This is a genomic window from Tsukamurella sp. M9C (assembly GCF_020169415.1).
In the GTDB taxonomy this organism is placed as follows: domain Bacteria; phylum Actinomycetota; class Actinomycetes; order Mycobacteriales; family Mycobacteriaceae; genus Tsukamurella.
The window spans coordinates 23,907-49,676 of record NZ_JAIULG010000026.1; the positions used below are offsets into that span (position 1 = coordinate 23,907).

27 protein-coding genes, 1 tRNA gene and 1 riboswitch are annotated in these 25,770 nt (G+C 71.8%); of the genes, 22 read left to right on the plus strand and 6 right to left on the minus strand.

Translation table 11 applies throughout. The features are described from left to right. The first annotated feature begins 6 nt into the window (after positions 1–6). Genes LB823_RS13865 through LB823_RS13875 form a run of 3 tightly spaced genes read left to right on the plus strand, consistent with a single transcriptional unit; the run spans position 7 to position 2,710 of the window. Positions 7–1,386, plus strand: a complete 1,380-nt coding sequence (locus LB823_RS13865) for a DUF2252 domain-containing protein (RefSeq protein ID WP_224647816.1) — start codon at positions 7–9, stop codon at positions 1,384–1,386. 59 nt (positions 1,387–1,445) lie between these two features. Then, a complete protein-coding gene (locus LB823_RS13870) occupies positions 1,446–1,928 on the plus strand; it encodes a hypothetical protein (RefSeq protein WP_224647817.1) in 483 nt (160 codons plus the stop codon). Positions 1,929–1,975: 47 nt separating this feature from the next. Beyond that, on the plus strand, positions 1,976–2,710 hold the full coding sequence (locus tag LB823_RS13875) for a tyrosine-protein phosphatase (RefSeq protein WP_224647818.1): 735 nt from the start codon (positions 1,976–1,978) through the stop codon (positions 2,708–2,710). Positions 2,711–2,719: 9 nt separating this feature from the next. Here the strand turns inward: LB823_RS13875 and LB823_RS13880 are convergent, their stop codons facing one another. Next, complete coding sequence (locus LB823_RS13880; protein ID WP_224647819.1) at positions 2,720–3,178, minus strand: hypothetical protein; 459 nt, start codon at positions 3,176–3,178, stop codon at positions 2,720–2,722. Positions 3,179–3,217: 39 nt separating this feature from the next. After that, positions 3,218–4,282 (minus strand): sorbosone dehydrogenase family protein, encoded by a 1,065-nt coding sequence (locus tag LB823_RS13885; protein WP_224647820.1) that lies wholly within the window; start codon positions 4,280–4,282, stop codon positions 3,218–3,220. Positions 4,283–4,351: 69 nt separating this feature from the next. Here LB823_RS13885 and LB823_RS13890 point away from each other — a divergent pair, with 69 nt between their 5' ends. From LB823_RS13890 to LB823_RS13900, 3 genes are all read left to right on the plus strand, one after another. Next, complete coding sequence (locus tag LB823_RS13890) at positions 4,352–4,825, plus strand: hypothetical protein (protein ID WP_224647821.1); 474 nt, start codon at positions 4,352–4,354, stop codon at positions 4,823–4,825. 72 nt (positions 4,826–4,897) lie between these two features. Next, positions 4,898–4,974, plus strand: a tRNA-Pro gene (locus LB823_RS13895). Between the two features lie 102 nt (positions 4,975–5,076). Continuing rightward, positions 5,077–5,799: an NAD(P)H-dependent oxidoreductase gene (locus LB823_RS13900; RefSeq protein WP_224647822.1), complete on the plus strand. Its 723-nt coding sequence runs from the start codon at positions 5,077–5,079 to the stop codon at positions 5,797–5,799. Here LB823_RS13900 and LB823_RS13905 read toward each other — a convergent pair. Then, positions 5,794–6,405 carry a DJ-1/PfpI family protein gene (locus tag LB823_RS13905; protein ID WP_224647823.1) on the minus strand — a complete coding sequence of 204 codons (612 nt, stop codon included), beginning with the start codon at positions 6,403–6,405 and terminating at the stop codon, positions 5,794–5,796. The two genes, LB823_RS13900 and LB823_RS13905, sit on opposite strands and share 6 nt — an antisense overlap. Before the next feature lie 62 nt (positions 6,406–6,467). Between LB823_RS13905 and LB823_RS13910 the strand changes: the two genes are divergently transcribed. Next, positions 6,468–6,908, plus strand: coding sequence for a nitroreductase/quinone reductase family protein (locus LB823_RS13910; RefSeq protein ID WP_224647824.1), 441 nt, complete (start codon positions 6,468–6,470; stop codon positions 6,906–6,908). A gap of 52 nt (positions 6,909–6,960) precedes the next feature. Next, complete coding sequence (locus tag LB823_RS13915; RefSeq protein ID WP_224647825.1) at positions 6,961–7,629, plus strand: hypothetical protein; 669 nt, start codon at positions 6,961–6,963, stop codon at positions 7,627–7,629. A 37-nt stretch (positions 7,630–7,666) separates the two neighbouring features. On the opposite strand, the gene LB823_RS13920 is transcribed toward LB823_RS13915, so the two are convergent. Beyond that, positions 7,667–8,236: a maleylpyruvate isomerase N-terminal domain-containing protein gene (locus LB823_RS13920; protein ID WP_224647826.1), complete on the minus strand. Its 570-nt coding sequence runs from the start codon at positions 8,234–8,236 to the stop codon at positions 7,667–7,669. A 53-nt stretch (positions 8,237–8,289) separates the two neighbouring features. Between LB823_RS13920 and LB823_RS13925 the strand changes: the two genes are divergently transcribed. Continuing rightward, positions 8,290–9,123, plus strand: coding sequence for an alpha/beta fold hydrolase (locus tag LB823_RS13925; RefSeq protein ID WP_224647827.1), 834 nt, complete (start codon positions 8,290–8,292; stop codon positions 9,121–9,123). 7 nt (positions 9,124–9,130) lie between these two features. On the opposite strand, the gene LB823_RS13930 is transcribed toward LB823_RS13925, so the two are convergent. Beyond that, entirely contained in the window at positions 9,131–9,592 is a 462-nt protein-coding gene (locus tag LB823_RS13930; protein ID WP_224647828.1) for an OsmC family protein, read from the minus strand. Positions 9,593–9,630: 38 nt separating this feature from the next. On the opposite strand from LB823_RS13930, the gene LB823_RS13935 reads away from it, so the two are divergent. From LB823_RS13935 to LB823_RS13945, 3 genes are all read left to right on the plus strand, one after another. After that, positions 9,631–11,112: a M28 family peptidase gene (locus LB823_RS13935; protein ID WP_224647829.1), complete on the plus strand. Its 1,482-nt coding sequence runs from the start codon at positions 9,631–9,633 to the stop codon at positions 11,110–11,112. A 68-nt stretch (positions 11,113–11,180) separates the two neighbouring features. Next, the gene (gene secA2 / locus LB823_RS13940; protein WP_224647830.1) at positions 11,181–13,487 is read left to right on the plus strand and encodes an accessory Sec system translocase SecA2; all 2,307 of its coding nucleotides are present in this window, start codon (positions 11,181–11,183) and stop codon (positions 13,485–13,487) included. 7 nt (positions 13,488–13,494) lie between these two features. Next, complete coding sequence (locus LB823_RS13945) at positions 13,495–14,121, plus strand: CDP-alcohol phosphatidyltransferase family protein (protein ID WP_224647831.1); 627 nt, start codon at positions 13,495–13,497, stop codon at positions 14,119–14,121. A gap of 60 nt (positions 14,122–14,181) precedes the next feature. Here the strand turns inward: LB823_RS13945 and LB823_RS13950 are convergent, their stop codons facing one another. Further along, the gene (locus tag LB823_RS13950) at positions 14,182–15,165 is read right to left on the minus strand and encodes an ABC transporter substrate-binding protein (protein ID WP_224647832.1); all 984 of its coding nucleotides are present in this window, start codon (positions 15,163–15,165) and stop codon (positions 14,182–14,184) included. A 126-nt stretch (positions 15,166–15,291) separates the two neighbouring features. Between LB823_RS13950 and LB823_RS13955 the strand changes: the two genes are divergently transcribed. The 10 genes from LB823_RS13955 (at position 15,292) to gcvP (ending at position 25,768) form a co-directional block, all read left to right on the plus strand. After that, positions 15,292–16,350 (plus strand): iron chelate uptake ABC transporter family permease subunit, encoded by a 1,059-nt coding sequence (locus tag LB823_RS13955; RefSeq protein WP_224647833.1) that lies wholly within the window; start codon positions 15,292–15,294, stop codon positions 16,348–16,350. After that, complete coding sequence (locus LB823_RS13960) at positions 16,347–17,381, plus strand: iron chelate uptake ABC transporter family permease subunit (RefSeq protein WP_224647834.1); 1,035 nt, start codon at positions 16,347–16,349, stop codon at positions 17,379–17,381. The genes LB823_RS13955 and LB823_RS13960 overlap by 4 nt, the downstream gene beginning before the upstream one ends. Then, a complete protein-coding gene (locus LB823_RS13965) occupies positions 17,378–18,196 on the plus strand; it encodes an ABC transporter ATP-binding protein (protein WP_224647835.1) in 819 nt (272 codons plus the stop codon). Before LB823_RS13960 ends, LB823_RS13965 begins: the two co-directional genes overlap by 4 nt. 118 nt (positions 18,197–18,314) lie before the next feature. Further along, positions 18,315–18,719, plus strand: coding sequence for a glycine cleavage system protein GcvH (gcvH, locus tag LB823_RS13970; RefSeq protein ID WP_224647836.1), 405 nt, complete (start codon positions 18,315–18,317; stop codon positions 18,717–18,719). Positions 18,720–18,855: 136 nt separating this feature from the next. Continuing rightward, positions 18,856–19,296 carry an FHA domain-containing protein gene (locus tag LB823_RS13975; protein WP_224647837.1) on the plus strand — a complete coding sequence of 147 codons (441 nt, stop codon included), beginning with the start codon at positions 18,856–18,858 and terminating at the stop codon, positions 19,294–19,296. A 44-nt stretch (positions 19,297–19,340) separates the two neighbouring features. Beyond that, entirely contained in the window at positions 19,341–20,036 is a 696-nt protein-coding gene (locus tag LB823_RS13980) for a MerR family transcriptional regulator (RefSeq protein ID WP_224647853.1), read from the plus strand. Positions 20,037–20,118: 82 nt separating this feature from the next. Then, positions 20,119–20,637 (plus strand): bifunctional nuclease family protein, encoded by a 519-nt coding sequence (locus LB823_RS13985; protein WP_224647838.1) that lies wholly within the window; start codon positions 20,119–20,121, stop codon positions 20,635–20,637. A 201-nt stretch (positions 20,638–20,838) separates the two neighbouring features. Beyond that, positions 20,839–21,468, plus strand: coding sequence for a MerR family transcriptional regulator (locus tag LB823_RS13990; protein ID WP_224647839.1), 630 nt, complete (start codon positions 20,839–20,841; stop codon positions 21,466–21,468). A 56-nt stretch (positions 21,469–21,524) separates the two neighbouring features. Then, positions 21,525–22,721 carry a glycosyltransferase gene (locus LB823_RS13995; protein WP_224647840.1) on the plus strand — a complete coding sequence of 399 codons (1,197 nt, stop codon included), beginning with the start codon at positions 21,525–21,527 and terminating at the stop codon, positions 22,719–22,721. Between the two features lie 50 nt (positions 22,722–22,771). After that, positions 22,772–22,880: riboswitch (glycine riboswitch) on the plus strand. Positions 22,881–22,936: 56 nt separating this feature from the next. Beyond that, positions 22,937–25,768, plus strand: coding sequence for an aminomethyl-transferring glycine dehydrogenase (gene gcvP / locus LB823_RS14000; RefSeq protein ID WP_224647841.1), 2,832 nt, complete (start codon positions 22,937–22,939; stop codon positions 25,766–25,768). Positions 25,769–25,770 lie beyond the last annotated feature (2 nt).

The following is a 25,770-nucleotide window of genomic DNA, read 5'->3' on the forward strand; positions in this document are numbered from 1 at the left end:
TCCACCATGAGCGCAGATGCCCCGAACGGCAAGGACCTTCGCAAGCGCGTCTCCCGGTCCGCCCAGGCGGAATTCACTCCGGACGGCCGCGACCCCGTCGACATCATCCGCGAGCAGAACAGCACCCGCATCCAGGAACTGGTGCCGGAGCGGATCTCCCGGATGCTGCACTCGCCGTTCTCCTTCTACCGCGGCGGGGCGGCGCTCATGGCGCACGATCTGGCGGGGGAGGCGAACACCGGGCTCACCGTGATGAGCTGCGGCGACGCGCACATCTCCAACTTCGGTCTGTTCGCCTCGCCGGAGCGGCGGCTCCTGTTCGACGTCAACGACTTCGACGAGGCCGGGATCGCCCCGTGGGAGTGGGACGTGAAGCGGCTCGCCGGCAGCGTCATGATCTCGGCGCGCGAGAACGGCTACACCGAAGACCAGGCGAAGAGCGCCGTCGCCGGTGCCGTCGGGATGTACCGCACCACGCTCGCGGAGCTCGTCCAGCTCAGCGCGCTGGACCGCTACTACGTCTCCGTCGACGTGGACACGCTCACGACGGCCGCGTCGGGCGACGAACCCCTCAAGGCCCTCATCCAGCACACCGCGAAGAAGGCTCGCAAGCGCACCTCGGCCCGCATGGTCGAGAAGATCACTGCGACCCGCGAGGACGGCGAGCTGCACATCGTGGCCGATCCGCCCACCCTGGTTCCGGCTCCGGCGGAGCTGGTGGAGGGCTTCGAGGGCGTCTACGACCGCTATCTCGACACGCTCCGCCCCGATGCGCGCGCACTGCTCGCGCAGTTCCGCGTGCTCGATTGGGCACTGCGGGTCGTCGGCGTCGGCAGCGTCGGTACTCGCTGTTTCATCGTGCTGCTGGGGCGTGAGACCTCCGAAGGCAACACCGAGACGCTGTTCCTCCAGGTCAAGGAGGCGACCCAGTCGGTGCTGCAGACCTACGGCAAGCTCGGCCCGTCGATCATGCCGCCCGGGGCGCCGGCCACCGGCACCCAGGCGTGGCGGGTCATGGCGGGGCAGCAGATCCTGCAGTCGCACGCCGACTCGTTCCTCGGCTTCACCCCGACGTTGCGCGGTCACGACTTCTACTGGCGCCAGTTCCGCGACATGAAGGGCTCCGTGGCGACGGAACTGCTGACCCACGATCAGTTCGAGCGCTACGGCCAATCCTGCGCAGGGGTCCTGGCGCGTGCGCACGCCCAGTCGCCGCAATCCGCCGTGGCATCCGCGTACCTGGGCAAGTCCACCGAGTTCGACGAGGCTGTGGCCACGTTCGCCACCGCCTACGCCGACCAGAACGAAAAGGATTACGCCGCAGTGCAGGCCGCCGTCAAGGCGGGTGTCCTACCCTGCGCCGAAGTGGCGGTCGCGCAGTCTTAGCGCGACCTTGACGGCGCCGGACCTTCCGCCTGCGCCGCGGCCCGAGTAGACCGGTAGACGTGACTCTGATGGAGGTTCTGCCCTCACTCGCCCGCGCCGGCATCGCCCGGTCCTTCGATCCCACGATCTGGCCCGAAGGCACCGCGATGGACGGCGACGAGGTCCTCATAGCAGGCGTCCCGGCGGCCGCCCTGGCCGACGGCGGACCGTCGGCCTACCCCGTGGTGGTGAGCCGGATCAGCCGGCTCGTGCGCTCGGGCCCCGTGGTCCTGTGCGACGTCGCGGGGCAGCTGCCGCCGCACGCGCGTCTCGCCGATGTCGCCTGGCCCGGCGCCCGGCTCGCGGGGGCCCGCATGCGGCAATTGCTGGTGCGCGGGTCCGACGGTGCGCGGCTCGCCGCCCGCGTCGAGGTCCCCGTCGACGTCCCCGTGGACGCCCCGATCGCCCTGGCGCTCGCGCTGCCGCACGGCCTTGCTACCCCCGGTTCCCGGGCCTGGTGGCCCGCCGCGGAGGCGCACCGGAGCCTCGAGCGCCTGGCCTGAGCGACGTCACCGTCGGGCGAGCAGGCCCGGTCGATTAGGCTTCGTGCGTGCACAATTTCCGCGATGCCGCAGGTGCGGACGGCTACCCCGCCGACGGGGGCCGGATGCGCCGGGGCCTGCTCTTCCGGTCCAGCGCCCTCGACGCCGAGGCGATCGATCCCGCCCGCCTCGCGGAGGCCCGCCTGGCGGACGTCTTCGACCTCCGCATGACGGTGGAGGTGACCCCGAAGCCCGACGTCGTGCCCGACGGTGCGCGGTACGTGCGGCTCAACGTGATCGGTGACGACGTCGAGCTCGGCGCGCTGGATCCCAAGTCGCTCAAGGACGCCGCGGGCGCCCGCGAGCTGCTCACCGACGTCTACCGCATGTTCGTCTCCGAGGAGAACGCCCGCGCACAGTTCGCGGCGCTCGTGCGCGCGGTCGCCGACGAGGAGCGCCCGCAGGTCTTCCACTGCACCGCCGGCAAGGACCGCACGGGCTGGGCCGCGGCGGTCGTGCAGCGCATCCTGGGCGTCTCGCCCGACGACGTGATGGCCGACTACCTGCTGACCAACGAGTACTCCGCCGCCGTGATCGACAAGATCGCGGCCGGGGCCGCCGCCGAGCGGGGCGAGGCGATCGGCGAGGCCGCTCGGGTGCTGGCGGGGGTCTTTCCCGAGGCGCTGACCGCGGCCTTCGACGAGGCCGACGCCCGGTACGGCGGCTTCGACGCGTATGTACGCGAGGGCCTCGGGATCGATGACGCCGTCATCGCCCGGCTGCGTGCGAAGCTCGTCGCGTAGCGCGGACTCCTAGCCGAGCTTGCGGCCGCGGGTCGAGAAGCGTCCGTCGTCCTGGGTGAAGCCCGCGGAGTCGACGGAGCACTCCAGGCCGCCGTCGCTCAGCGCGGTGCACGAGGCGCCGTGCACCGACAGCCGGGCGCCCGCGGGCAGTTCGCGGGGGCGCTCCTGGACCGTCAGCGTGTCGAGGTAGCGCCAGCCGCGGTCCGTGACCTCGACGGCCTCGGGCCGGACGGTGCGGTTCTTCACCGTGATCCGGGTGCCCGCCGGCGCGGAGATCCCGCACCGCACCGTGGTGGGGTCCGCTGCGATGGTGCACACGCGCTTGCCGCCGTCGTAGCGGTACAGGAACGCGTACCCGCCCCCGTCGGTGCGGTAGCGGTCGGCGTCGACCGCGGGTTCCGCGGCCGCGGGCACGGCGACCACGAACGCGCCGGCAACCATCGCCGACACCAACAGGGCACGCTTCATGCACGCCACTGTAGCGCGCATGCACCGCGGCTAGCAGGGCTAACGGCCGCGCATGCGCACGATCCGGTCGTCGCCGGGCTTCGGGTCGCCGCGCCCGTCGGTGTTGTTGGTGAGGATCCATGCGGAGCCGTCCGGCGCGCGCACCACGTCGCGCAGGCGGCCGAGGCTCTCGCGGTACTGCTCCGTCGCCGTGGCGGTCGCGGCGAGGGGGATCGTTCGCAGCCGCTCGCCGCGGAGGTTCGCGACGAGCAGATCCGCACCCACGACGGCGATCCCGCTCGGGCTGGCGGACGACGTCGACCACTGTTGCAGCGGGTCCACGAAGCCCTCGCGTCGCCCGATGCCCTCGACCTCCGGCCAGCCGTAGTTCGCGCCCGGGCGGATGAGATTGAGCTCGTCCCAGGTGTTCTGGCCGAACTCGCTGGCGTACAGGGCGCCATCGGGCCCCCAGGCCAGCCCCTGCGCGTTGCGGTGGCCCAGGCTGTAGACGAGGGAATCGGGGAACGGATTGTCGGCGGGCCGCGCCCCGTCGGGCGTCATCCGGAGGATCTTGCCGCCGAGCGCCCGCGGGTCCTGGGCGTCGTCGGGTCGTCCCGCGTCGCCGACGGTGGCGTACAGCATCCCGTCGGGCCCGAAGGCGATGCGGCCGCCGTTGTGGATCGACGCCGCGGGCAGGCCCGTGAGGATCGTGCGCGCCGGCCCGAGGGTGCGCGCGCCCGCCGCGCCCTGCAGCGGCATCCGGACGATCCGGTTGTCCGTCGCGGTGGTGAGGTAGGCGAACAGGTCGCCGTCGCGAACGGCGATCCCGAGCAGGCCGCCTTCGCCGCGCGCCGCGACGCCGTCGATCCGGCCGACCTCGCGCGGCTTGCCGTCGACGATCTCCACGACGCGGCCGCGGTCCCGCTCGCTGACCAGGGGCGCACCGTCGGCGAAGGCGATCGACCAGGGCGCGTCGAGCCCCGTCGCGATCGTGTCGTCGAGCGCGGGCCCGGTGCTCGCGCTCAGCGCCGCGGTCTCCGACGGTGCGCCGCCGCCGCACGCTGCGAGCGAGAGCGTCGCGAGCAGCGCGATCGCAACGCCGCGGTGCCGGATCGGGGTGCGCATGCGTCCACAGTAGGGCGGAACGTCCGATTCCACCGGCGTTGCGACTGCGATCGGTGCTTGACTGGGCGCGTGGACGCGCTGACCGGATTCGCGGGCTGGATCCCCTTCGCCGAGCTGCCCTCGGCCGACGTGCCGCGCGGCCCGGGCGTCTACGTGGTCGTGCGGCCGTCCGACGCGCCGCCCGTCTTCCTGGACGTGTCGCCCGCCGGTCACTGGAAAGGGAAGGATCCGACCGTGCCCGTCGCCGAGCTCGAGCGGCGCTGGGTCGCGGGGGAGCGGGTCGTGTACATCGGCAAGGCGGGTGCCGGCCGTCGCGGGCGTCGCGGGCTGCGCAAACGGCTCGACGAGTACCGCCGTTACGGAGCGGGCGAGCGCGTCGGGCACTCGGGCGGCCGCCGGATCTGGCAGCTCGCAGACCACGGCGACCTGCTCGTCGCGTGGTGCGAGACCGCGGACGACGACGCCGCACCCACCGAGAGCTCCATGCTCGCCGCCTTCGCAGCGCAGCACGGGCGGCTTCCCTTCGCCAACATGCGGCGCTGAGCCCCGCGTGCAGGCGATTTCTCCTCCGCGCGAGGCATGGGGTAATCTCCTACAGCACCGCGAGAGCGGCCACGGGCTGTGGCGCAGCTTGGTAGCGCACTTGACTGGGGGTCAAGTGGTCGCAGGTTCAAATCCTGTCAGCCCGACCAGAAAGTCCCGAGACACACAGTGTCTCGGGACTTTCCTGGTTTCCGGGCAAGCCGCTCCGGTGCCGATGGAATCCCCGAGCGCCGCGCGGGGTTGGCCCTGACATGGCCGACGAACGGGAGAACGCGCACGCACTGTGGGTCTTCGCGCATCCTCGAGGGGATTCCCTGAACGCCACCCTCCGCGACGCGGGGGTGGAACGGCTCCGGGCGGACGGCTGGTCGGTCGACGTGGCCGACCTGTACGCGGAGGGCTTCGACCCGGTCCTGGTCGACGAGGGCGGCGCGGACGTCCGCGCGGAGCAGCGCCGTCTCCTCGCCGCCGATCTCGTGGTGCTGCAGTTCCCGCTGTGGTGGTACGGCCCGCCGGCGATGCTCAAGGGCTGGATCGATCGGGTCTTCGAGCGGGGCTTCGCCTACGACGTCCCGGATCCGGCCACCGGCCGCAACCGCAAGTACGGCGACGGGGGCCTCGCCGGCCGGAGGGCGCTGGCCGTCGTCACCGCCGGCGACCGGGCGAACTCGATCTCGCCGCGCGGGATCAGCGGCGACGTCGAGGACCTGTTCTGGCCGCTCCTGCACGGCACCTTCTGGTACACGGGCATGGAAGCGCTTGCACCGCACCTGATCACGGACGTGCACGGGATCGACGCCGACGGTGTGCGTCGCCTCGCGGACGGTCTCGCCGAGCGGCTCGGCACCGTCGGGACCGAGGAGCCGATCCCGTACCTGCCCATGACGGACGAGTACTACGACCATTCGATCGCCCTGCACCCGCACGTTGCGGCGGGGCTGGCGGGCGGGCCGGCGCACCGGCATCGGTCATAGGCCGTGCAGCGCCGCGAACGGGTCCTGCGTGGAGTCCGTCCGGTAGTCGAGCTCGGCCATGCCCGTCGCCTCCGCGGCCACGTCGTCCCCGTAGAGCGCCCGGATGAGGGCGACCGTCATGTCCATCCCCGCGGCCACGCCCGACGAGGTCCAGCGGTCGCGGTCCTCCACCCAGCGGGCGTGCGGCACCCACTCGACGGTGCTGCCGAAGGTCTCGACCCAGCGGAAGGCGTACTTGTTCGACGTCGCGCGGTAGCCCTCGAGCAGGCCCGCCGCCGCGAGCAGCGCGGAGCCGGTGCAGACGGACGTCACCAGCCGGGCGGCGGTGCCGTGGCCGCGCAGCCAGGCGAGGAAGGCCTCGTCGGTGATGACCTCGCGCGTGGCGAGGCCGCCCGGGACCAGGATGATGTCCGGCGCGGGCGCCGCGGCGTAGGTGTGGTCGGCGTTGACCGTGACGCCCTGAGAGCTGCGCACGGGCGCCTCGCCGGGGGCGAGGAAGGTGACCGCGAAGTGCTCCGGCAGAAGGCCGAACAGCTCGACGGGGCCGAAGACGTCGAGCAGCTCGAAGCCGTCGAACAGGACGATCTGCACGGAGCGCGGGGCCATGCCCCGACCGTACGGGAACCCGCCCGCGGGCGGCCGGGCGCTGCACCATGCATGATGGGCCCATGAGTCTTTCCGACAAGGTCACCGAGCTCGGCGCGTGGGGTCTCGAGAACGGGCACCGCGCCCTGCTCGCGATCACGGGCGGCCGCTTCCCGAAGCGCGTGCTCGGCATGCAGACCCTGGAACTGCACACGATCGGCCGGAAGTCCGGGCAGCGTCGCTCGACGATGCTCACGGCGCCCATCTACGGGCCCGACCGCGTCGTGGTGGTCGCGTCCAAGGGCGGGCACTCGGACAACCCGGACTGGTTCAAGAACCTGGCGGCGAATCCCGACGTGGAGATCACCGTCGACGAGGTCACGAGCCCGTGGACCGCCAAGGCCGCCGACCCGGACGAGAAGTCGCAGCTGTGGCCGCAGATCACCAAGGCCTACAGCGGCTACGACGGCTATCAGAAGCGCACCGACCGGGACATCCCCGTGGTTGTTCTCACTCCGCGCTGACGCGTCCCCGATTCACGCGCACCGATTCGGCGCCCCGGCTACGGTTCCGGACATGACGAATCAGCGTGTGAAGAAGTTCGCCACTGTCCTCGCAGTGCCGGCGGTCGTGGTCCTCGGCGCCACCGGATGCTCGCAGACCACCGGCGGCGACCCCGTGGCGGCGAGCACTTCCGCCACCACGTCCGCAGCGCAGTCCGCCGCCGCGTCCACCACGGCCAAGCCCGGCGACTGCGCGGCGGTCTCGGGTCGGGTGCTGACGCTGCCGAAGAAGGCGGCGGGGGAGCCCGTGCTCGGGCTGCCGCAGCCGGCCGGATGGGAGCGGGAGACCTCCCAGGACTCCGACGTGATCCGCGGCGCCATCGTCAACAAGGACCTGGTGAGCGACGCCTTCGCCGCGAACGCGGTGATCACACTCGAGAACGCCAAGGGCATGACCGCCCAGCAGGCGCTCGACTCCCAGGTGGACTCGCTGCGCCAGGGCCTCAAGGTCACGGGCCTGCAGCCCGTGCCCGGCACCCTCTGCGGCTACCCGAGCACCACTGTCACCTACACGATGCCCGGCAGCACCCCGAACCATAAGTCGACCACCCTCGCGGTCTCCATCCCCGACGGCGTGACCCTCTGGTCGGTCACCATCACCGTGCAGTCCAAGATGCCCGACGATCCGCTCTACCGGCGCGACTCGCAGGCGATCCTGACCGGGCTGCAGATCACGAAGTGAGGACCGGCGGTGGCGCCGAGCGCGGCGCCACCCGCTGTCACCTCCCGAACGCCGGATCCCGCCCGATGAACGCCATCAGCGAGGTCACCTCGTCGGTGCCGGAGGGCACGGGGATCGGCGCGCCGAACTGGCCCGACTCCTGCAGCATCGGCCCCATCGACTCGAGCCCGCCGTGCAGCGCCTTCGCGAACGCGGGATCGAGATCCGGGGTGATGCCGTTCGAGCGGCCCAGATCCCAGGTGTGCATGAAGACGTCCGCGGTGTAGAACTGGTCGACCAGCGCGTCCAGCGGCTTCTCCCCGAACATCTGGGTGGTGAGCACCCGCGACGCGTCCGGCGCGTCGAGCAGGGCCTGCACCGCCTCGGTCAGCTGGCCGAAGGCCGCCGCCGGCTCCGCCGCGTCCGAGGGGGCGCCGGGCAGCTCCACGCCGTTCATGGCGAGGAACCCGGGCAGCCACTCGACGAGATGGCCGACCACCTCGCGGGCCTTCCACTCGGGGACGGGCGTCTGCGCGTCCCAGTCGGTGATCGCGCCGGCGATGCCGGCGAAGGTGGCCGCGGCGGCGCGGTGCCGTTCGGCGGGGGAGAGCGTGCTGAGTTCGGTCATGGCGCCACTCTGGCACGGGCCACCGACAGGCGCGTGGCCTACCGTGAACATCCGTGACCGAACACCTGAGCATCCCCACCGCCGCGGGCTCCTTCGACGCGATCGCCGCCGGCCCCGAGGACGGACGTCCCGTGCTGTTCCTGCACGGCTTCCCCGAGGCCGCGATCGCCTGGCGGCACCAGGTCGCGGTGTTGGGGGAGCGCGGATTCCGCGCGGTCGCGGTCGATCAGCGCGGCTATTCGCCGGGCGTGCGGCCCGAACGGCCCGCCGAGTACGGGATCTCCGAGCTGATCGGCGACGTGGTGGCGATCGCCGACGCCCTCGGTTGGGAGCGGTTCGACCTCGTCGGGCACGACTGGGGCGGCGCGGTGGCCTGGTGGACCGCCACCGACCACCCGGACCGGCTGCGCTCGCTCGCCGTCGTCTCCACGCCCCACCCGGCCGCCCTCGCCGTCGCGCTGAAGACGGACGAGGACCAGGCCAACCGGTCGCGGTACATGACGGAATGGCGCGCCACCCCGGCCACGGAGAACGCCATGCTCGCCGACGACGCCCGCGCGCTGCGGCAGATCTTCGGGCGCGACGTGCCCCGCGACTCGGTCGACGACTACGTCCAGCGCCTGCAGGAGCCGGGCGCCCTCACCGCCGCCCTGAACTGGTACCGCAGCGGCCGCCCGCCGGCTGCCCTCGGCACCGTCGACACCCCGGTCCTGTACGTCTGGCCGACCGAGGATGTGGCCTTCGGCGACGTCGCCGCCCTCGGGACCGCCGCGCACTGCAGCGGGCCGTACCGGTTCGAGATGCTCGAGGACGTCTCGCACTGGGCGCCCGAGCAGGCGCCCGAGGCGATCACCACGATGCTGCTCGAGCACCTCGACGCGACCTGAGTGGGCCCTATCCGGGAGCGATCTCCGGCGCATGCGTCACCGGACAGCTGAGCGACGCCGCGATGTAGCACTGCTCGCCCGCCTCGTGATGCAGCGCCCGTGCCAGCTCGGCGTCGGCGCCCGGGGCGAGGACCACCCGCGGCCGGAGGTCGATGGAGGTGAATCGCCCACCGCCGCCGGGCGTCTCGACCATCGTGCCGACGGCGGCGTCCACGTAGTCGAGCACCACGACGCCCCGCAGCGCGCACAGCGCGAGGTACGAGAGCATGTGGCAGTTCGCCGCCGCCGCGACGAGGAGCTGTTCGGGGTTCCAGAGCGCGGGGTCGCCGCGGAAGTGGGGGTCCGCCGAGGCGGCGATCGACGCCGCCGCTGCGGAGCTGAGCCGGTGTTCCCGCGGGTAGGAGCGGTAGTCGGCCGTGCCCTCGGCCGAGGACCATTCGACTTCGACGGAGTAAGTGTGCTCGTTCACCCCGCAATCGTCCCCCTGTTGTGTATCTAATGGGGAGCATGTTGCACAGGCGAAAGAAGTCCACCACCGTCCGGGTCGTCAGCGCGCTGGCGGCCGTGAGCCTCGTCGCGGCGGGCTGCGGCACGTCGGGCGACGACGCGGCGTCGTCGAGCACGGCCGCCGGGTCCTCGTCGAACGCCGCTCCCAGCAGCGTCGACCGCCCCGCGCCCGCGGGCGGAGCCGATGACGCCGGCGCCACGGAGAAGGCCCGCGCGCTCGCCGACGCGGTCACGCTCGACGGTGCGGTCAAGCACCTGGAGGCGTTCCAGGACATCGCGAACCGCAACGGGGGCAACCGCGCCCTGGGCTCGCCCGGCTACGAGCAGAGCGTCGAGTACGCCGAGAAGGTGCTCCGCGACGCCGGCTACACCCCGCAGCGCCAGGAGTTCTCGACGGCCGTCTGGTCCGCGTCCAAGGTCGACGTGCAGGCCGCCGGCGCGCCCGTGAAGGCCGCGGCCCTCTCGTTCTCGGGCGCCACCGAGGGCACCGTCACCGCCAAGGCCGTCGTCACCGGCACGCAGGGCTGCAGCGACGCCGATCTCGCCAAGGTCACCGCGGGCTCGATCGCGGTGGTGCAGCGCGGTAAGTGCACCTTCGGCGAGAAGTACAAGGCCGCCGCCGCGAAGGGCGCCAAGGCGCTCGTCATCACCAACAACCAGGCCGGCGACTGGAAGGGCGGCACGCTGGGCCTCGACGACGGTGCCTCCATCGCCGTCGTGGGCGTCGCGCAGGACGCGCCGATCGCCGACGGCCAGGACGTCACGCTCACCGTCGACGCGAAGACCCAGAAGGCGAAGACCTGGAACATCCTCGCGGAGACCACCAAGGGCGACGACGCCAACGTGCAGATGGTCGGCGCGCACCTCGACGGCGTCACCGAGGGGCCCGGCATCAACGACAACGGCACCGGCTCCGCCGCGGTCCTGGAGACCGCCGCCAAGCTCGGCGCGGGCGCGGACGTCAAGAACAAGGTCCGGTTCGCGCTGTGGGGCGCCGAGGAGGAGGGCCTCGTCGGCTCGGAGCACTACGTCAAGGAGCTGGGCGAGGAGCAGGCGTCGAAGATCAAGCGCTACCTCAACTTCGACATGCTCGGCTCGCCCAACGGCGGCTACTTCACCTTCGACGGAGACGGCTCGTCCAAGCTCGAGGGTGGTGCAGGCCCGGCCGGATCGGGCGTGATCGAGCAGGTCTTCCGCAACTACTTCGCGTGGCGCAACGTGCCGGTCGAGGCCTCCGCCTTCGACGGCCGCTCGGACTACGGGCCCTTCAAGGACGCCGGCATCGCCGCCGGCGGCATGGACACGGGAGCGGACGGCAAGAAGACCGAGGAGCAGCAGCGGCAGTGGGGCGGCACCGTCGGCGACATCTTCGACCCGAACTACCACAGCCCGCGCGACACGATCGAGAACGTCAACCGCGACATGTACCGCATCGCGCTCGGCTCGGTGGGCTTCTCCACGGCGTACTTCGCGGCACTCTGACGCACCGGTAGTCTCGACTGCGCAAGCGGTCGAGTGATTCACAGTGCGTGATGTAGTGCGGAGGTCCGGTGGGCAGGTTCAGCAACAAGATGTGGAAGGTGCTCGGCGCGCAGAGCACACGGAACCAGACCCGGTCCGTCGCGCTGATCGAGCAGTCCGCCGCATTCGACGAGTGGGCGCAGGGGCTCTCCGACGACGAGTTCCCCGACGCCGCGCTGGCGCTGGACGTCTACGCCGCCAAGTCGGACGATCGCGCGAAGTTCATCGCGATCGCCCGCGAGGGCGCCGACCGCGCACTGGGGCTGCGTCCCTTCGACGTCCAGCTGCAGGGCGCCGACCGGCTGCTCGAGGGCGACGTCATCGAGATGGCCACCGGCGAGGGCAAGACCCTCGCCGGGGCCGTCGCCGCCGCGGGCATGGCCCTCGCCGGCCGCTCCGTGCACGTGATCTCGCCGAACGACTACCTCGCCCGGCGCGACGCGGAGTGGATGAAGCCCTTCTTCGACCTGCTCGACGTCACCGTCGGCTACGTCGCCGAATCGTCCACCCGCGAGGAGCGGCGCGCGGCCTACGCCAAGGACGTCGTCTACGGCTCGGTCAACGAGATCGGCTTTGACGTGCTCCGCGACCAGCTCGCCACCCGTGCCGAGGACCTGCTGTCGCCGAAGCCCGACGTGGCGATCGTCGACGAGGCCGATTCGGTCCTGGTCGACGAGGCGCTCATCCCGCTGGTGCTGGCCGGTTCCGTCAGGGGCGACGTGCCGCAGGCCGCGATCATGGAGGTCGTCGCCCGGCTGCGCGAGGGCAAGCACTACGAGATCGATTCCGACGGCAAGTCCGCGTTCCTCACCGACGACGGCGCGAAGCTGGTCGAGGAGGAGCTCGGCGGCATCGACCTCTACTCCGACGCGCACGTCGCGTCGACGCTCCCGCAGGTCAACATCGCGCTGCACGCCTACTCGCTCGTCGAGCGCGACGTGCACTACATCGTGCGCGACGGCCAGGTGAAGCTCATCAACTCCTCCCGCGGCCGCGTCGCCGAGCTGCAGCGCTGGCCCGACGGCCTGCAGGCGGCCGTCGAGGCCAAGGAGGGGCTCTCGCAGACCGACTCCGGCGAGGTCATCGACACGATCACGGTGCAGGCGCTCCTGCAGCGCTACGCCCTGGTGTGCGGCATGACCGGCACCGCGATCGCCGCCGGCGAGCAGCTGCGCCAGTTCTACGACCTGGGCGTCTCGCAGATCCCGCCGAACACGCCGACCGTCCGCGTCGATCAGCCCATGCGGGTCTACGACAACAAGGGCAACAAGGTCGCGGGCATCGTCGACTACGTGCGCGAGGTGCACGAGACCGGCCAGCCGGTGCTCATCGGCACGCACGACGTGGCCGAGTCCGAGGAGCTCGCGCACATGCTCAAGATCTCGGGCGTGATCGCGACGGTGCTCAACGCCAAGAACGACGCCGACGAGGCGCGGATCATCGCCGATGCCGGCACCAAGGGCGCGGTCACCGTCTCGACGCAGATGGCGGGCCGCGGCACCGACATCAAGCTCGGCGGCCACGACGCCGGCGACGAGAGCGAAGAGCACGACGAGGTGGCCGAGCTGGGCGGCCTCGCCGTCGTGGGCACCGGCCTGCACGACACCGAGCGCCTCGACCAGCAGCTGCGCGGCCGGGCGGGCCGTCAGGGTGACCCGGGCACGTCGGTGATCTTCGCCTCCGTCGAGGACCCGATCGTGGAGCGGCACCTGCCGCGGGGGCGCCCGCCGGGCGGCGCCGACCCCGAGACCGGCGAGTTCCCGCGCGGCAAGGCGGCCGACCTGCTCGATTCGGCGCAGCGCGTCGCCGAGGGCGGGATGCTGGAGACGCACGCCAACACCTGGCGCTACAACCAGCTGGTCAACCAGCAGCGCGATCTCGTGATGGCGCGCCGGCACACCCTGCTCACCACCGACCGGCCGCTCACGGATTTCGCCGAGCTGGAGCCGGAGCGCCTCGCGGAGCTGCGGGAGGCGGGGATCTCCGACGAGGTGCTGGAGCAGGCGGCCCGCGAGGCCTTCCTGTACCACCTCGACCGCACCTGGGCGGAGCACCTCGCGTTCGTCTCCGAGGTGCAGACCACGATCCACCTGCGCGCGCTGGGCCGCCAGTCGCCGCTGGACGAGTTCCACCGGCTCGTGATCGAGGAGTTCCGCAAGCTCCCGGACGAGGCCGTGGGCCGCGCTCGGGAGACGCTGCGGGAGGCCGGAATCACCGACGACGGGATCGACCTCGACGGCGCCGACCTCGGTCGCAACACCCTGACCTGGACCTACATGGTCCACGACAATCCGTTCGCCACGAAGGGCATGGCGAACATGTTCGGAATGATCTGAGTCGACCATGAGCGAACCCGGGCGGTCCGCACCCGAGGCCGACGGCGCACCGTCGGCCCCGGGGAAGCCCCCGAGCCCGCTCAACGTGCCCAACGCCCTGAGCGTGCTCCGGCTGCTCGGCGTGCCGTTGTTCCTGTGGCTGCTCCTCGTGGAGCACGCCGACGCGTGGGCGCTGGTGGTGCTCATGGTGTCCGGGTTCACGGACTGGCTCGACGGCAAGCTCGCGCGGCTGCTGAACCAGCAGACGCGGCTGGGGGAGCTGCTCGACCCCGCGGCGGACCGGCTCTACATGATCGCGGTCCCCATCGCCTTCGGCATCCGGGGGATCCTGCCGTGGTGGGTGATCGGGCTGTTGATCGGCCGCGAGGTGGTGCTCGCCGGGACGGTGCCCTTCCTGCGCAGCCGCGGCATCACCGCGCTGCCGACGCTGTACCTGGGCAAGGCCGCGACCTTCGCCCTCATGTACGCGCTGCCCATGCTGCTGGCCGGCACCTTCGACAACACGCTCGGCGCGATCATGCACCCGCTGGGCTGGGCGTTCCTCATCTGGGGCCTGGGCATGTACTGGTGGACCCTGGTGCTCTACTGGTGGCAGACGGTGCTCGTGGTGCGTGATCTGCCGAAGGTCCGGTGACGGACGCGACGGGCGGCGCTGCTCCGTGGTTCGGAGCGCGCCGCCTGCCACCGGTGTGAGTCACTTCCGGAAGAGCTTCTCCACCACGTCGAGGGTGGCCATCGCCTGGTCGTAGTCGCTGCGCAGCGCCCAGTACGGCAGGTCGTAGGCGCGGCCGGCTCGGAAGGCGGGCAGCGCGTCGTACACCGGGTTCTTGCGAAGCGCCGCGACGTCGGTGGTGTTGGCGTTGAAGCCCATCACGAACACGGACGGCTGCGTGATCTCCTGGCTCACCTGCTCGGTCGAGAGCAGGAACATGTCGCCGCCGGGCGTGTACGGCTTGAACCGGCCCGAGGCGTACAGGGGCGCCGCGGGGATACCGAGCTGTGCGAACACAGTGGGGAGGCCGCGGGCCTCGTCGAGGACGTAGGTGCGGCCCTGCGCGGTGATGGTCAGGAAGACCGACGGGCCGGGCGGCGGCGTGATCCGGGACTTCACCTCGGCGATGCGGCTGGTGTACGCCGCCTCGGCGCGGTCGAAGTCGCCCTTGCGGTCGAAGACCTTCTCCGCCAGGAAGCGGTACTGGTCCTGCCAGGCGTCCATCTTCTCGAGCAGGACGGTCGGCGCGATGGCGGTCAGCTTGTCGTAGACCTTCTGCGCCTGTCCCAGCGGGTAACCGACACCGCCGCCGATGATCAGGTCGGGCTTCGCGGCCAGGATCGCCTCCAGGTCGTAGCCGTCGGCGGTCCAGGGCAACGTCGTGGTGCCCTGCTCCTTCGCCTTCGCGGTCCAGAGGATGTCCGTGCTGTTCTCCTTGAGGTCAGCGTCGCGGGGGACGACGCCCGCCACGGGCAGCCCCATGTCGAACAGGTAGCCCGCGAGGGCGCTGCTGATCACGACGATCCGCTTCGGGGCGGTCGGGACGTGCACGTCGCCCTGGATCGTCGCGACGGTGCGGGTCGCGGAGGTGTCGGCGTCCGCGCCGCCGCCGCAGCCGGCCAGCAGGAGCACGGCGGTCAGGATCGCGGCCAGGTAGGCCACGGGGGATCGGGACGGTAGGGGCACGGTGACTCCTCGGAAGGGATCGGAACACCGGACGGTCCGGCATATCGCCTGAAACTACCCTTAGGCTAGGCTTAGCAAAATAGCCGGGGTGGACGGTGTGACGCGATGCGAGCGGAGGAGTGCGGGATGACGGTGCGCGACCCCGCAGCTCTCGACGCCGTCGCCGATCGGACTGCCCCGCAGACCGTTTCGCGGCGTCGCGTGCCGCTGGGCGCGGCCTGGCTCGGTGCGCTGGCGGTCCTCGGCGCGGTGTGCGTGCTCGGGCTCCTGATCGGCTCGGGCGACGTGCGCCTGTCGGCCGTGTGGCCGGCGCTCACCGCCCCCGACGGTTCGCCGACCCACGCCGCCGTCGACGCGCGCCTGGACCGGGTGCTGCTCGGCGTCGTCGCCGGGGCGGGCTTCGGCGTGGCGGGTGCGCTCATCCAGGCGCTGACCCGCAACCCGCTCGCGGACCCCGGGATCCTCGGCGTGAACGCCGGCGCGAGCTTCGCGGTGGCGGTGGGCGTGCTGGCCTTCGGGATCAGCCGCGTCGATCAGTACCTGCCCTTCGCCTTCGGCGGCGCGGTCGCGGCGACGGTGCTCGTCTACGGCATCGCGTCTCAGGGCCGCACGGTGCCGACGCCGGTGCGGCTGACGCTCGTCGGCGTCGCCCTCGCCGCGGTCCTGGGCGGCCTCACGCAGTCGCTGCGCCTGATCGACACGGAGACCTTCGATCGCATGCGGTTCTGGGGCGTCGGCACGCTCGCCGACCGGCCCGCCGAGTCGCTCGCCGTCGCCGGCCCGTGGATCGCGGCCGGCCTGGTGATCGCCGCGTTCTGCGCGCATCCGCTCAACGCGGTGGCGCTCGGCGAGGACCTGGCGGTCACGGTGGGCGCGAGGGTGGGCCGCACCCGCGTCCTGGTGGTCGTCGCCGTCACCGTGCTCTGCGGCGCGTCCGTCGCGGTGGCGGGCCCGGTCGCCTTCGTCGGCCTGATGGTGCCGCACGCGGTCCGCTGGTGGACCGGCCCCGACCAGCGCTGGATCCTCGCCTTCACCGTCGTGCTCGCGCCTGCGTTGCTCGTCGGGTCGGACGTGCTCGGTCGGGTCATGGCGCCGCACGAGGTCGACGTGGGCGTCGTGACGGCGCTGCTCGGCGCGCCCGTGCTGATCGCCCTCGTGCGCCGTCGCGGGGCGAGCGCGCTGTGACGGCCGGCGAATTGATCCCGGTGCGGGTGGGGCGGGTCAGCATGCTCGTCTCCCGCCGGGCGGTCGCGGTCGACGTGGCCGCCGTCGTGCTCATCGCCGCGCTCGCGCTCTGGGGTCTCACCCGCGGCGCGCAGGGGCTCGGGCTCGGCGACGTCCTCGACGTGGTGCTCGGCCGCGCGGACCGGATCACCACAACGGTGATCGTCGACTGGCGGCTGCCGCGGATCGTCGCCGCCGTGGTCCTCGGCGCCGCACTGGGATTCAGCGGCGCGGTCTTCCAGTCCCTGACGCGCAATCCGCTCGGCAGCCCCGACGTCATCGGCTTCACGCACGGCTCGCTCACCGGGGTGATCGCCGTGATCTTCCTGGGCGGCACCGGATTCGCGGCGGTCTCGGCCGGCGCGCTCGCGGGCGGTCTCGGCGCGGCGCTCCTGGTCTACCTGCTGGCCTTCCGTGACGGCGTGCAGGGCTTCCGCCTCATCATCGTCGGGATCGCGGTCGGGGCCTTCCTGACGGCGCTCAACGGGTGGTTCATGGTGACCGCCGACCTCGACGACGCCTACGCGGCCGCGGTCTGGGGTGCCGGCTCGGTCGCCACCGTCGACTGGCGCGCCGTGGCCTCCGCCGCGGCGGTGCTGGTGCTCGTGGCGCTGTGCGCACCCGTCGCCCAGCGCTGGATGCGGCAGATGGAACTGAGCGACGACGCCGCGGCGGCCACCGGCGTGCCCGTGGAGCGGGTCCGGCTCGCACTCGTGGTGCTCGGCGTCGCCGCGATCGCCGCCGTGACCGCGGTCTCGGGGCCGATCGGCTTCGTCGCGCTCGCCGCCCCGCAGATCGCGCGGCGCCTCACCGGGCGTGGCGCGACCGTCGACCTGGTGGGTTCCGCGATCGTCGGGGCGCTGGTGCTCGTCGCCGCGGATCTTGTGGCGCAGCACGTGATCCCGGGCGTGAGCCTGCCCGTCGGGGCCGTCACGGTGTGCCTTGGCGGTATCTACCTCGTGGTGCTGCTGGCGGTCGAGAGTCGCCGATGAGAAGGGATACTGATGTGACGAGCAGGTTGTCGGCGCGGTCGATCACCCTGGCGTACGGCGACCGCACCGTCGTCGAGGGTCTCGACCTGGAGGTGCCGGACGGGGAGCTCACGGTCATCATCGGTCCGAACGCCTGCGGCAAATCGACTCTCCTGCGCGCCCTCGCGCGCCTGCTGCGGCCGGCGGCCGGCACCGTCGAGCTCGACGGCCGGGACCTGCGCGAGCGCCCGACGCGCGAGCTCGCGCGGGAGGTCGGGCTGCTGCCGCAGAGCCCCGTCGCGCCCGAGGGGATCGGGGTCTTCGAGCTGGTCGCGCGCGGGCGGTACCCGCACCAGCGGCTGTTCGGCAGTTGGTCGCACGACGATCAGCGGGCGGTGGCCGAGGCGATGGAGGCCACGGGTGTGGCGGGGCTGCGCGACCGGCGCGTGGCGGAACTGTCCGGCGGGCAGCGGCAGCGGGTGTGGATCGCGATGGCGCTGGCCCAGGAGACGCCCGTCCTGCTGCTCGACGAGCCCACGACCTACCTGGACATCGCGCACCAGGTCGAGGTGCTCGAGCTGGTCCGGGGTCTGCGCGACGCGGGACGCACCGTGGTCGCGGTGCTGCACGAGATCAACCACGCGGCGCGGTACGCGACGAACGTCGTGGCCATGCGCGACGGGCGCATCGTGCGCCAGGGCGAGCCCGGCCGGATCATCACCGAGGACCTCGTGCGCGAGGTCTTCGACCTGGACGCTCGGGTGATCGCCGACCCGGATACCGGCACCCCGGTGGTGCTGCCGAGGTCGGCGTTGCGGACGGCGCCGACGCGGTAACCCGATGCGGCGCAGGTGACCGCGGGAATCGTGGGGGCCGGTTGCTCGACACCGGTGCGGCACACTAAGTTGAACCTGCTACGCAGCCCGCGTGGCCCTCGCGAAAGGAATTCTCACGTTGAGCGCCAGCTTTCCCGGAGAACTGCTCTACACCCCCGATCACGAGTGGCTGCTGAAGAAGAGCGAGACCGTGGTGCGGATCGGGATCACCGATTTCGCGCAGGATCAGCTGGGTGACGTGGTCTTCGTGCAGCTGCCCGAGGACGACGCCGAGGTCGCCTCCGGCGATTCGTTCGCCGAGGTGGAGTCCACCAAGAGCGTCTCCGACATCTACGCACCGCTGTCGGGCACCGTCGTCGCGATCAACGGCGAGCTGGACTCGAGCCCCGACCTGATCAACTCGGATCCCTACGGCGAGGGCTGGATCGTGGAGATCGAGGCCGCGTCTCCCGAGGACCTGGAGACCGCCCTGGGCGAGCTGCTCGACGCGGATGCGTACAAGGCGCTGACCGCCGAGGCGTGATCGCCTTTCCTTAGAACGGCTTTAGAGCCGACGAATCCGGCCGCCTCCGAGGCGCCGGGCGCGGTACCGTGGACCGTACGTCCATCAGGTGTCGTGAACTACAGACCTGTGCAGTAATCACTGACGAAGGAGCGATGTGAGCGAGAACGACAAGGGCAACGAATCGGCCCCCGTTGAGACCACTTCGGTGTTCCGCGCCGACATCATCCGCGAGATGGACGCCTCCGGCGGACCCGAGAGCGACGCGCCCGTCCAGGGCCTCGACAACCTCCCGGCCGGCGCGGCGCTGCTCGTGGTGAAGCGCGGCCCGAACGCGGGTTCCCGCTTCCTGCTGGACCAGGAGACCACCTCCGCCGGCCGTCACCCCGACAGCGACATCTTCCTCGACGATGTGACCGTGTCGCGTCGCCACGCGGAGTTCCGCTCGGTCGAGGGCGGCTTCACCGTCGTCGACGTGGGCAGCCTCAACGGCACGTACGTCAACCGCGAGCCGGTCGACGCGTCGCCGCTCGCCCACGGCGACGAGGTCCAGATCGGCAAGTTCCGTCTGGTCTTCTTCGTCCCGGCGGCCGGCTGACCCCTGTGACGGCCCCACGCCAGGAACCGGCGGCCCCGAGCGCGATGTCGATCGGGGCCGTCCTCGAACGTCTTCGTGACGAGTTCCCGGACGTGACCATCTCCAAGATCCGATTCCTCGAGTCGGAGGGACTGGTCACGCCCGACCGGTCCCCGTCGGGGTACCGGCGGTTCTCGCCGAAGGATTGTGAGCGGCTCAAGTACGTGCTCACCGCGCAGCGCGACTACTACCTGCCGCTGAAGATCATCAAGGAGCAGCTGGACGCGCACGATCGGGGCGAGGCCGTCGAGGGCCCCGCTCCGCGTGCGCCCCGCGCGCTCGCCGCGGTGTCGTCGAAGACGGCGCCCGCCACCGACTTCTCGGCGCGCCGGCAGACCCGGATCAGCCGCGGCGACCTGCTCGCCCGCTCCGGGGCCGACGAGGCCTTCCTGCGGGAGCTGGAGCGCTCGGCGCTGCTCACCTCCGGCAAGGCCGGCTTCTTCGACGAGGACGCGGTCGCGCTGGTGCAGGCCGCCAAGGCCCTCGCCGAGTACGGCCTCGAGGCGCGGCACCTGCGCGCCTTCAAGACCTCGGCCGACCGCGAGGCCGGCCTCATCGCCCAGATCGCCAACCCCGTCGCCCGCGGCGGCGACGCGGGTGCCGCCGAGCGCGCGGCCGAGCTGGTGCGTGAGCTGGCCGCCCTGTCGGTCACCTTCCACACCCAGTTGGTCAAGGCCGCCGTCAAGGACGCGGTGCGCTGACGCCGTCCCGGGGGGCGGCTCGCTGCGCTCCCGAACCGGGCGTCGGCGCTCGATCCCGCTGCCGCGCCGGTAAGCTGGAACCATGATCGAGATGACCGTCGCGGGCATCCGGATGGACCCGCCGCAGAACGATCCCGTCCTGCTCCTCCGGGAGGTCTCCGGCCCCCGGTACCTGCCCATCTGGATCGGCCAGGGCGAGGCCACCGCGATCGCGATCAAGCTGCAGGGCGTCGAGCCGCGCCGCCCGCTCACGCACGACCTCATCGTCGACCTGCTCGAGACCCTGGGGCGCTCGGTCACCGAGGTGCGCATCACAGGGCTCCAGGAGGGCACGTACTTCGCGGACCTCGTGCTCGACGGTGACCAGACCGTCTCGGCCCGGCCGTCGGACTCCATCGCCATGGCCGTGCGGCTCGAGGTCCCGATCTTCGCGGAGGAGGAGGTGCTCGCCGAGGCGGGCCTCCTGCTCCCGGACGAGGAGATCGCCTCGGAGGCAGACGAATCCGGCGAGGAGCCGCCCGCCGACGAGGAGGTCGAGGCGTTCAAGGAGTTCCTCGATTCGATCTCCGCGGACGACTTCAAGGCGCCGGGCGAGTCCTGAGTCCGGGGTGGATCGGGTCGGGCCGGGAGGTCACGATTCGATCTCGACCTCAACTTCAACTTGAGGGTGTCGGTGTGTCGCGTTGATTCGGCGCTCTCCGGGCCCTAGCGTTCACGCCGAACACCGCGGAAATGGCACCGAGGGAATTACACCGACGGCCTCCACGCGGGAGGCGTACTCTCAGGAGTGCGCACGGACCTCATGAGGGAGACGGCAGTGACCGATCAGGACGGCACCGGGCAGAACACGCCGCAGGCGGATAACGCCGTGGGCACCCAGGGCTCGCTCGACGACATCGCCCCGGGCCTGTTCCCGAACGACACCATCCCGGACGAACTGCTCGGCTACCGCGGCCCCAGCGCCTGCCAGATCGCCGGCATCACCTACCGCCAGCTCGACTACTGGGCCCGCACCTCGCTGGTCGTGCCGTCCATCCGCAGCGCGGGCGGCTCGGGCACCCAGCGCCTGTACTCCTTCAAGGACGTGCTCGTCCTGAAGATCGTCAAACGCCTGCTCGACACGGGCATCTCGCTGCAGAACATCCGCGTCGCCGTCGACCACCTCCGCCAGCGCGGCGTCGAGGACCTGGCGCGCATCACCCTCTTCTCCGACGGCACCACCGTCTACGAGTGCACCAGCGCCGAGGAGGTCGTCGACCTCCTGCAGCACGGCCAGGGCGTCTTCGGCATCGCCGTCTCCGGCGCGATGCGCGAGCTCACCGGCACCATCGCCGACTTCCCCGGCGAGCGCGCCGACGGCGTGGCCGCCGAGGCCGCCCCCGAGGACGAGCTGGCCTCGCGCCGCCGCAACCGCGCCCGCGCCACCGGATAGTCGCCCTCGAGAAAGTCGTTCGCCCCGGCACCGTCCCGGGGCCTAGCGTGTGCGGCATGGCCCACATCGCGATGTTCTCCATCCCCGCCCCGGGCCACGTGCTCCCGTCGCTGGACCTGGTCGCGGAGCTCGTGCGGCGCGGCCACCGGGTGACCTACGCCAACGACCCGTCCATGCGGGCGACGATCGAACCCACCGGCGCCGAGTTCCGCGCCTACGACTCCGTGCTCCCGAAGATCGGCGACGCCGCCGGCACCGACGACGCCGACGCCTACGGCGGCGACGTCATCGACCAGCTCACCCTGTTCGCCGACGAGTACGAGAACCAACTGCCCCGGTGGTTCGCGCTCTACGAGGACGACCGCCCCGACCTGATCCTCTACGACATCGCCGGGGCCATGAGCGTGGTCCTGGCCCGCACGTGGGGGATCCCGACCCTGCAGGTCTCGCCGACCTACGTGGCCTGGGAGGGCTACGAGGAGGACATGGCCGACTTCCACACCCTGCTGCGCACCGACCCCCGCGGCGTCGCCATGCTCGCCCGGCAGGACGCTCTCCTCGCCCGGCACGGGATCCACGAGGACTCGCTGGCCTTCACCGGGAACGTCGAGCACTCGCTCGTCCTGATCGCGCCGTCCATGCAGCCGAACGCAGACCGGGTGGACCGCTCGCGGTACACGTTCACCGGCCCGGCGCGCCGACTGCCGGAGGTGCCCGCGGCACCGTCGGGCGGGACGGGCCGCAGGACGACGCTCCTGGTCTCCTTCGGCTCCGCCTTCACCGACCAGCCCGCGACCTACCGCGCCGCCTGCGACCTCGCCGCGCAGCGGCCCGGCTGGCGCGTGATCCTGCAGGTCGGGGGCCGGACGGATCCGTCGACGGTGACCGCCAGCGACGGGGCCGTGCCGCCGAACGCCGAGGTGTATCCGTGGATCGACCAGGTCGCGGTGCCGCAGGAGACCGACGTCTTCGTCACGCACGCCGGGATGGGCGGGTCGAGCGAGGCGATGCTGACCGGCACACCCGTCGTGACCGCGCCGCAGGCCGCCGACCAGTTCGAGAACGCGACGATGCTCGCGGCGGCCGGCATCGCCGTGCCGATCCCGGAGGAGCTCTCGGGGACGACGCTCGGAGCCGCGTGCGACGCGGCGCTCGCGCTCACGGGCCGGGCGGGGGAGCTCGCGGCGGAGCTGGCGGAGCTGGGCGGACTCGACGCCGCGATGGCGGTCGTGGAGTCCCGGCTCCCGGCGTGACCTCACCGTACGGGCGTCCTGCTGAAATGCGTTAGAATCTTCCTGCGTCGCAACACCGCGTGGGAGAGCCCAGCGGGCACCGTCGAGCACGGGCCCACGGGCGCCGAAGGAGCAACACCTCTCCGTCAATCTCTCAGGCACCAGGACCACGTGGGTTGGGCGCCTCTGGAGCCGCCGGCGACTGAGGGAGAGGGCACCCGGCCCGGAGGTCCCCAGTGTCCGACACCACTCCCGCGAGCAACTTCCCCGCGCGCCACATCGGCCCCGACGCGAGCGAGCTCGAGCAGATCCTGCGCGTCATCGGCGTCGACAGCCTCGACGACCTGGCCCGGGGCGCGGTCCCGTCGGCCATCCTGGACCCGGAGGCCGATAACGGCCTGGGAGCCCTGCCGGCCCCGATCGACGAGCACGACGCCCTCGCCGAGCTGCGCGCCCTCGCGGACCGCAACACCGTGGACCGCACCATGATCGGTCTCGGCTACTACGACACGCTGACCCCGCCGGTGCTGCTGCGCAACATCATCGAGAACCCGGCCTGGTACACGGCGTACACGCCCTACCAGCCCGAGATCAGCCAGGGCCGCCTCGAGGCCCTGCTCAACTTCCAGACCATGGTCTCCGACCTCACCGGCATGGAGATCGCCAACAGCTCCATGCTCGACGAGGCGACCGCCGCCGCCGAGGCCATGACCCTGCTGCGCCGCGCCGGCAAGTCCAAGAGCCCGCGGCTGGTCGTCGACCGCGACGTCTTCCCGCAGACCCTCGCCGTGATCGAGACCCGCGCCGAGCCGCTGGGCATCGAGGTGCTGGTCCACGACGTGACCACCGGCCTGCCCGAGGGCGAGTTCTTCGGCGTCATCCTGCAGACCCCCGGCGCCTCGGGCCGGATCGCCGACGTGCAGTCCGTGATCGACGGTGCCCACGAGCGCGGCGCGCTCGTCGCCGTCGGTGCCGACCTGCTGGCGATGACTCTGCTGACGCCTCCCGGCGAGCAGGGCGCGGACGCCTGCTTCGGCACCACGCAGCGCTTCGGCGTGCCGCTCGGCTTCGGCGGCCCGCACGCCGGCTACCTCGCGGTGCATTCGAAGCACGCGCGCCAGATCCCCGGCCGCCTCGTGGGCGTCTCTGTCGACGCCGACGGCAACCTCGCCTACCGCCTGGCCCTGCAGACCCGTGAGCAGCACATCCGCCGCGAGAAGGCCACGTCGAACATCTGCACCGCGCAGGTGCTGCTGGCCGTGCTCGCCGCGATGTACGCCTCGTACCACGGCCCCGAGGGGCTGCGTGCGATCGCGCTCCGCGTGCATGCCCGCGCCTCGGCGCTGGCCGCCGCGCTCGGCGACGCCGTCGTGCACGCCGACTTCTTCGACACCGTGCTCGTGCAGGTCCCGGGCCGCGCGGACGACGTGCTCGCCGCCGCCAAGGCCGCCGGCTACAACCTGTGGCGCGTGGACGACGACCACGTCTCCGTCTCCTTCGACGAGACGTCGACCGCGGCCGATGTCGCCGCCGTCCTCGCGGCGTTCGATGCGAGCCCGGTTCAGGCGGCACCGTCGGACATCGAGAACCGGACCTCCGAGTTCCTGACGCACCCGGCGTTCCACGCCTACCGCACCGAGACGGCGATGCTGCGCTACCTGCGCAAGCTCTCCGACAAGGACATCGCGCTGGACCGCTCGATGATCCCGCTGGGCTCGTGCACGATGAAGCTCAACGCGACCGCGGAGATGGAGTCCATCACCTGGCCGGAGTTCTCGCGGGTGCACCCGTTCGCGCCCGCCGCGGACACCGAGGGCATCCGCGCGCTGATCGCCCAGCTGGAGGAGTGGCTCGTCGCGATCACCGGCTACGACAGCGTCTCGCTGCAGCCGAACGCCGGCTCGCAGGGCGAGTACGCGGGCCTGCTCGCGATCCGCAACTACCACCTCTCGCGCGGCGACGCGCACCGCACCGTCTGCCTGATCCCCTCCTCGGCGCACGGCACCAACGCGGCGTCGGCCGTAATGGCGGGCCTGCGCGTGGTCGTGGTGGCCTCGCGCGAGTCCGGCGACGTGGACACCGCGGACCTCAAGGAGAAGATCGCCAAGCACGCCGATGAGCTGGCGGCGATCATGATCACCTACCCGTCCACGCACGGCGTGTACGAGCACGAGGTGCGGGAGATCTGCGGCGCGGTCCACGAGGCCGGCGGTCAGGTCTACGTCGACGGTGCCAACATGAACGCGCTGGTCGGGCTCGCGCGGCCCGGCAAGTTCGGCGGCGACGTCTCGCACCTGAACCTGCACAAGACCTTCTGCATCCCGCACGGCGGCGGCGGCCCCGGCGTGGGCCCGATCGGCGTCCGCAGCCACCTCGCGCCCTTCCTGCCCGGGCACCCGCTCGAGCCGTCGCTCGGGAACGGCCCGACGATCTCGGCCGCGCCCTTCGGCAGCGCCTCGATCCTCCCGATCACCTGGGCGTACATCCGGATGATGGGCGCCTCGGGCCTGCGCAACGCGACGCTCACCGCGATCGCCTCCGCGAACTACATCGCGGCGCGCCTGAACGACTCCTTCCCGGTGCTCTACACGGGCGAGAACGGCCGCGTGGCGCACGAGTGCATCCTCGACGTGCGCGGCATCTCCAAGGAGACCGGCGTCTCCATCGACGACGTCGCGAAGCGCCTGGCCGACTACGGCTTCCACGCGCCGACCATGAGCTTCCCCGTCGCGGGCACGCTCATGGTGGAGCCCACGGAGAGCGAGTCGCTCGGCGAGATCGACGAGTTCTGCGACGCGATGATCGCCATCCGCGCGGAGATCTCGCGGGTCGCTTCCGGCGAGTGGCCGGTGGACGACAACCCGCTGCGCGGCGCCCCGCACACCGCGGAGTGCCTCGTGACCGAGTGGGATCACCCCTACTCGCGCGAGGTCGCCGTCTACCCGCAGGGCCTGCCGTCCGGCGGCGCGCGCGCGAAGGTGTGGCCGTCGGTCCGTCGCATCGACGGCGTCTACGGCGACCGCAACCTGATCTGCTCCTGCCCGCCGATCGAGGCCTTCGCGGAGTAGGT